5 protein-coding genes and 1 pseudogene are annotated in these 4,804 nt (G+C 71.1%); 2 read left to right on the forward strand and 4 right to left on the reverse strand.

Going from position 1 to position 4,804, the window contains the following annotated elements:
* Positions 1 to 739, forward strand: a 739-nt coding sequence (locus tag AC2W7J_RS15885; protein ID WP_485983586.1) for an ATP-binding domain-containing protein, incomplete at its 5' end; no start/stop codon positions are given.
* A 6-nt stretch (positions 740 to 745) separates the two neighbouring features.
* Here AC2W7J_RS15885 and AC2W7J_RS15890 read toward each other — a convergent pair.
* From AC2W7J_RS15890 to AC2W7J_RS15905, 4 genes and pseudogenes are all read right to left on the reverse strand, one after another.
* Positions 746 to 1,231: an ASCH domain-containing protein gene (locus AC2W7J_RS15890; protein WP_255184733.1), complete on the reverse strand. Its 486-nt coding sequence runs from the start codon at positions 1,229 to 1,231 to the stop codon at positions 746 to 748.
* Between the two features lie 190 nt (positions 1,232 to 1,421).
* Positions 1,422 to 2,216: a M57 family metalloprotease gene (locus tag AC2W7J_RS15895; protein WP_485983589.1), complete on the reverse strand. Its 795-nt coding sequence runs from the start codon at positions 2,214 to 2,216 to the stop codon at positions 1,422 to 1,424.
* 247 nt (positions 2,217 to 2,463) lie between these two features.
* On the reverse strand, positions 2,464 to 3,270 hold the full coding sequence (locus tag AC2W7J_RS15900; protein WP_421007859.1) for a M57 family metalloprotease: 807 nt from the start codon (positions 3,268 to 3,270) through the stop codon (positions 2,464 to 2,466).
* A gap of 147 nt (positions 3,271 to 3,417) precedes the next feature.
* A pseudogene (locus AC2W7J_RS15905) lies at positions 3,418 to 4,411 on the reverse strand (LLM class flavin-dependent oxidoreductase).
* Between the two features lie 136 nt (positions 4,412 to 4,547).
* On the opposite strand from AC2W7J_RS15905, the gene AC2W7J_RS15910 reads away from it, so the two are divergent.
* A partial coding sequence (locus tag AC2W7J_RS15910) for a SprT-like domain-containing protein (RefSeq protein WP_485983591.1) occupies positions 4,548 to 4,804 on the forward strand: 257 nt, incomplete at its 3' end.

Genomic DNA, 4,804 nt, shown 5'->3' on the forward strand with positions numbered 1-4,804 from the left:
TGCAGACCTCGCACGCTTCGGCCACGAGATCGGCGCCTCGCCGAGGGCGTGCGCGTCGGCGACGCCGACCGGGTGCTCGAGCTGGCTCGCGCAGGCCGGCCCGGGTGGCCCGGTCGAGCACCTGCCGGTCGACGACGTCATCGAGGCCGACGAGGCCCTGCGCCCCCGGCTGCTCACCCACGCCGAGCGGCTGCGCGACCTCGCCCTCGCGGGCCGCTACGCCGACGTTCTCCGCGAGCTCGGCGAGCACCGGCTGCTGTGCGCCCACCGCGACGGACCGTGGGGCGTCGGGCCGTGGAACGATCGGGTCGAGCGCTGGCTCGCCGAGTCGAGCGACCACCTCGGTCGCCAGGTCGTCGGCCGGCCGCTGCTCGTGACGACCAACGACCGGGGCCTGGGCCTCTTCAACGGCGACACCGGCGTCATGGCGCTGCGGGCCGACCACCGCGTCGTCGGGGTCTTCGGCGAGCCGGACGCCCCGATCGTCCACGCCGCCTCGACGCTCGGTGACGTCGACACCGCCCACGCGCTGACGATCCACAAGAGCCAGGGCAGCCAGGCGCGATCGGTCACCGTGCTCCTGCCCGACGCCGACTCTCGCCTGCTCACCCGCGAGCTGCTCTACACCGCGATCACCCGCGCCCAGGAGTCGGTGACGCTCGTCGGCTCGGTCGAGGCCGTGCGGGCCGCGGTCACCCGGCGCACCCAGCGGGCGACCGGGCTGCGGCACCGGGTCTGACGCGGGCTACTCCGCGTGCAGCACCCGCAGCTCCTCGAGGACGACGGGCATGTCGCGGGCGAAGGCGCGGTCGTGGCTCGGGTGCTCGGTGAAGAACCGCTCGTGGACCTGCCGCCAGTGCTCGAGCGAGCGGTCCCCCTCGCCCTCCGCCCGGGCGTGGTCGGCATCGACCTCGTCGAAGGGGACCACCCGCACCCGGGTCGTCACGACGAGCGCCCGCGGGCGGCCCGAGCCGTCGACCACGATGCCGAGCGTGCCCTCGGTGGGCAGGTCCTCCCCTTCGGCCTCGTAGTCCCAGAGCGCTGAAGCGGTCGCCGTCTTGTCCCCGGCGAGGACGAGCTCGAGCAGCTCGTCGGCCTGGTCGGGCGTCGCCCCGAAGGCCCATGCCGGCGGGCGGATCACCGCGAGCGGGTTGACCCCGGTGTAGGAGCTGACCTGCGCGAGGTCGGCGTGCTGCTGCGCGCGCTGCCAGAAGGCCTCGATCTCGTCCATGCCCCCATCGTGCCCTTCGAGGCTCGGCCGCGGGCGGCCTCGCACCTCAGGGATCGAGAACCACCCCGGCCGCGGCGGCCTCGCACCTCAGGGATCGAGAACCACCCCGGCCGCGGGGGCAGACGCGGACGCCCCCTTCGTCACGGGGAGGAGCCGTGACGAAGGGGGCGCCGAGTGCCCCAGGGGTGCGTCAGGAGCCGTAGACCGAGCGGATGCCCTCACGGTCCGACGCGGTCATGCTCAGGTCGTCGCTCGACCCGTTGCACTGCGGGTAGTGCATGATCGACGCCGAGTCGTAGGGGGTCAGCGGACGCCAGTTGTTGTCCTCGAAGCACGTGCCCGACTCGGGGCGGGTGTGCTCGTGACGGAAGCCGAGCGTGTGGCCGAGCTCGTGGGCGAGGATGTTGCTCGGGGTCCACGAGCCGGCGTTGAAGAGCTGGCTGGTGCTCACGAGGACGTTGCGGCTGCGCTTGGACGTGCTCGGGAAGAAGGCCCGCGCGATGTACTGCGTCGTGTTGGTCGGCTCGACCGAGAAGACGACGTTGTTGTTGCGCGTGGTGCAGCTCTTGTCCTGGCTGGAGACGTAGGTGAAGTTCACCCCGGAGGAGGCGGACTCCCACTGCGCCGCACCGCTGGCCATCGCGTCACGGACGCGGCCGTGGTCGGAGCCGAACTTCGTGCTGACGCAGTAGGTCAGGTTCTTGGCCTGCGTCGCGGTCCAGACGTCGTCCTTGCCGTAGACGGTGTTGACGATCAGAGCATCGCTCTGCTGCGGCGCGACGAGCTCCTGGTAGAACTCGCGCAGCTGCTTCTCGCCCTCCAGCGGGATGTCGCCGTTGACGATGTACTGGCGGTCCGCGTCCTGGTAGGTCTGCGTCTTGAACTCGTCGTACGTCGGCTCGTCGCTCGACGCGGCGTTGCTGACGCTCATGGCGCCCATCGACACGGTGGCGGCAATCGCCAGCACGCTCGCAACACGCTTCATCTGGTCATCCTTCGTCTCGTCGGAGGCGCGGTCGCGCCATCCGGGTGAAGGGAATGTATGACCGTGAAGGGCCCTCGCGGACCAGCGTCGGGTAAGGATCCGACCACCATCGTCGGGACTTCGTCAGGGTGCGGTCAGGCGAGGGTGGGGCACCCCCGGAGACAGGACGCCCCCCTTCGCGGGGGAGGAAATCCGGGGCGAAGGGGGTATCCCTTCCCAGGGTGGTTCCCGAGCTGGGGGGAGAGGCTCAGGAACCGTAGACCGAGCGGATCCCCTCGCGATCCGCCGCGGTCATGCTCAGGTCGTCGGACGATCCGTTGCACTGGGGGTAGTGCATGATCGACGACGAGTCGTAGGGCGTCAGCGGACGCCAGTTGTTGTCCTCGAAGCAGGTACCGGCCTCGGGGCGGGTGTGCTCGTGGCGGAAGCCGAGGGCGTGGCCGAGCTCGTGGGCCAGCACGTTCTGCGCGGCCCAGCCGGAGGAGAAGATCTGGTCGGTGTTGATCAGGACGTTGCGGGTCGACTTCGCGGTGCTCGGGAAGAAGGCGCGGGCGACGTAGCTCGCCCCGCTCACCGGCTCCACGGAGAAGAGCACGTTGGAGTTGCGCGTCGTGCAGCTGGCGTCCTGGCTCGAGTCGTAGGTGAAGTCGACACCCGAGCTCGCGGACTCCCACTGGTTGCCGCCGGCCTGCATCGCGCTGACGATCGCCGCCTTGTCGGAGCCGAAGCGGTCACTCACGCAGTAGGTGAGGTTCTGCGCCTGGGTGGCGCTCCACACGTCGTCCTTGCCGTAGACCGTGTTGACGATGAGCTGGCTCTCGTACTGGGGGTTGACGAGCTCCTGGTAGAACTCGCGCAGCTGCTTCTCCCCCGCCAGCGGGATGTCCCCGTTGACGATGTACTGCTGGTCCGTCGGGTCCTGGTAGGTCTGTGCCTTGTACTCCTGGTAGGTCGGCTCGTCGCTCCCGTCGGCGTAGCCGAGGCTCGCCGCTCCCATCGAGATCGTGGCCGCGATACCCAGGACGGTTGCAGCGCGTGTGGTGGTGCGCTTCATGTGGCGTTTCCCTTCATCACCCGGCGACACGGTCGTATCGCCTTCGTGACTGGGACGCTATGCGGCGCCCGCACCACGACTCCATCCTCGCGCCGTCAAGGATCGGGCAGGCGCCGTCAGGACTTCGTCAGGAGGGTCGAAGGGGGGTCAGCTCCCGGTCTCGCGGAGCCCGGCGACGATCTCGAGGGTGCGGATCCGCTGCGCCAGCTCCGGGGCGGGGTTGGTCATGATCAGCTCGTCGGCGTCGGCGAGGGCGGCGAAGTCGGCCAGCCCGCGGGCCACCTCGTCGGGGTTGCCGACGACCGTGTGGGTGAGCATGTGGCGGGCCTGGGCACCGACGTGGGTGTCCATGAGCGCCGTGACCATCTCCTCGTCGAGGCTGCCCGAGCCGACCCGGCCGGCGAGCATCCGCACCCGGGCCCGCAGGACCCGGTCGGCGGACTCGGCGGCCTCGGCGGAGTCGTCGGCGGCGATGACGTTGAGCGCCGCGATGACGTGCGGCTGCTGCAGCTGCTCGCTCGGGGTGAAGCGCTCGCGGTAGACCCGCACGGCCTGCTCGAGGGCGTCGGGCGCGAAGTGGGACGCGAAGGCATAGGGCAGGCCGTAGGCGGCGGCGAGCTGGGCTCCGAAGAGCGAGGAGCCGAGGATGTAGAGCGGCACGCGGGTGCCGCGGCCGGGGTAGGCGTGGATCCCGTCGACCTGCGACTCGTCGGCGAGGTATCCCTGCAGCTCGCGGACGTCCTGCGGGAAGGCCTCGGCGGCGCGCGGGTCGGTGCGCAGCGCGCGCAGGGTCTGGCCGTCGGTGCCGGGGGGCGCGTCCGAGACCCAGGTCGATGCGGCCGGGGTGGAGCTCGGCGAGGGTGCCGAACTGCTCGGCGATGACGAGCGGCGAGTGGTTGGGCAGCATGATGCCGCCGGAGCCGACGCGGATCCGCTCGGTGCGCGAGGCGATGTGCGCGATGAGGACGGAGGTCGCCGCGGAGGCGATGCGCGACATGTTGTGGTGCTCGGCAAACCAGAGGCGCTCGAAGACCCCGAGGTCGTCCGCGCGCTGCGCGAGGGTGACGGTGTCGGCGAGCGCCTCGCTGATCGGCTGGTCGCGGCCCACGGTGGCCAGGTCGAGGAGGGAGAGCTTCGGGATCACACCCGTCGGCAACCCCGTGCACAGCGCACCTATTCCCGGCGTGACTGTCCACAGGCTCCCACCGGCGAAGGGGGTCGTCCCCAGGTCATCGCGTGGTCGGGAGGCGTGCGACCCAGCGCCTACGCTCCTGCACATGGAGATCGGGGCGGCACGCGAGATGGCACGGGGGCTCATGGACGAGCACGGCCTGCAGGGCTGGCATCTCGTCGTCGACCGGGCCAAGCGACGTGCCGGGGTGTGCCGTTCGGCCGATCGCACCATCGGGCTGAGCGGCCCGCTCACCGAGCTGCACTCGCCCGAGCAGGTGCGCGACACCGTGCTCCACGAGATCGCCCACGCCCCTCGCCGGGCCGCGGGCCGGCCACGGCCCCCCGGTGGCGCGAGATCGCG

Source organism: Janibacter sp. CFPM2_SD2, from assembly GCF_057364645.1.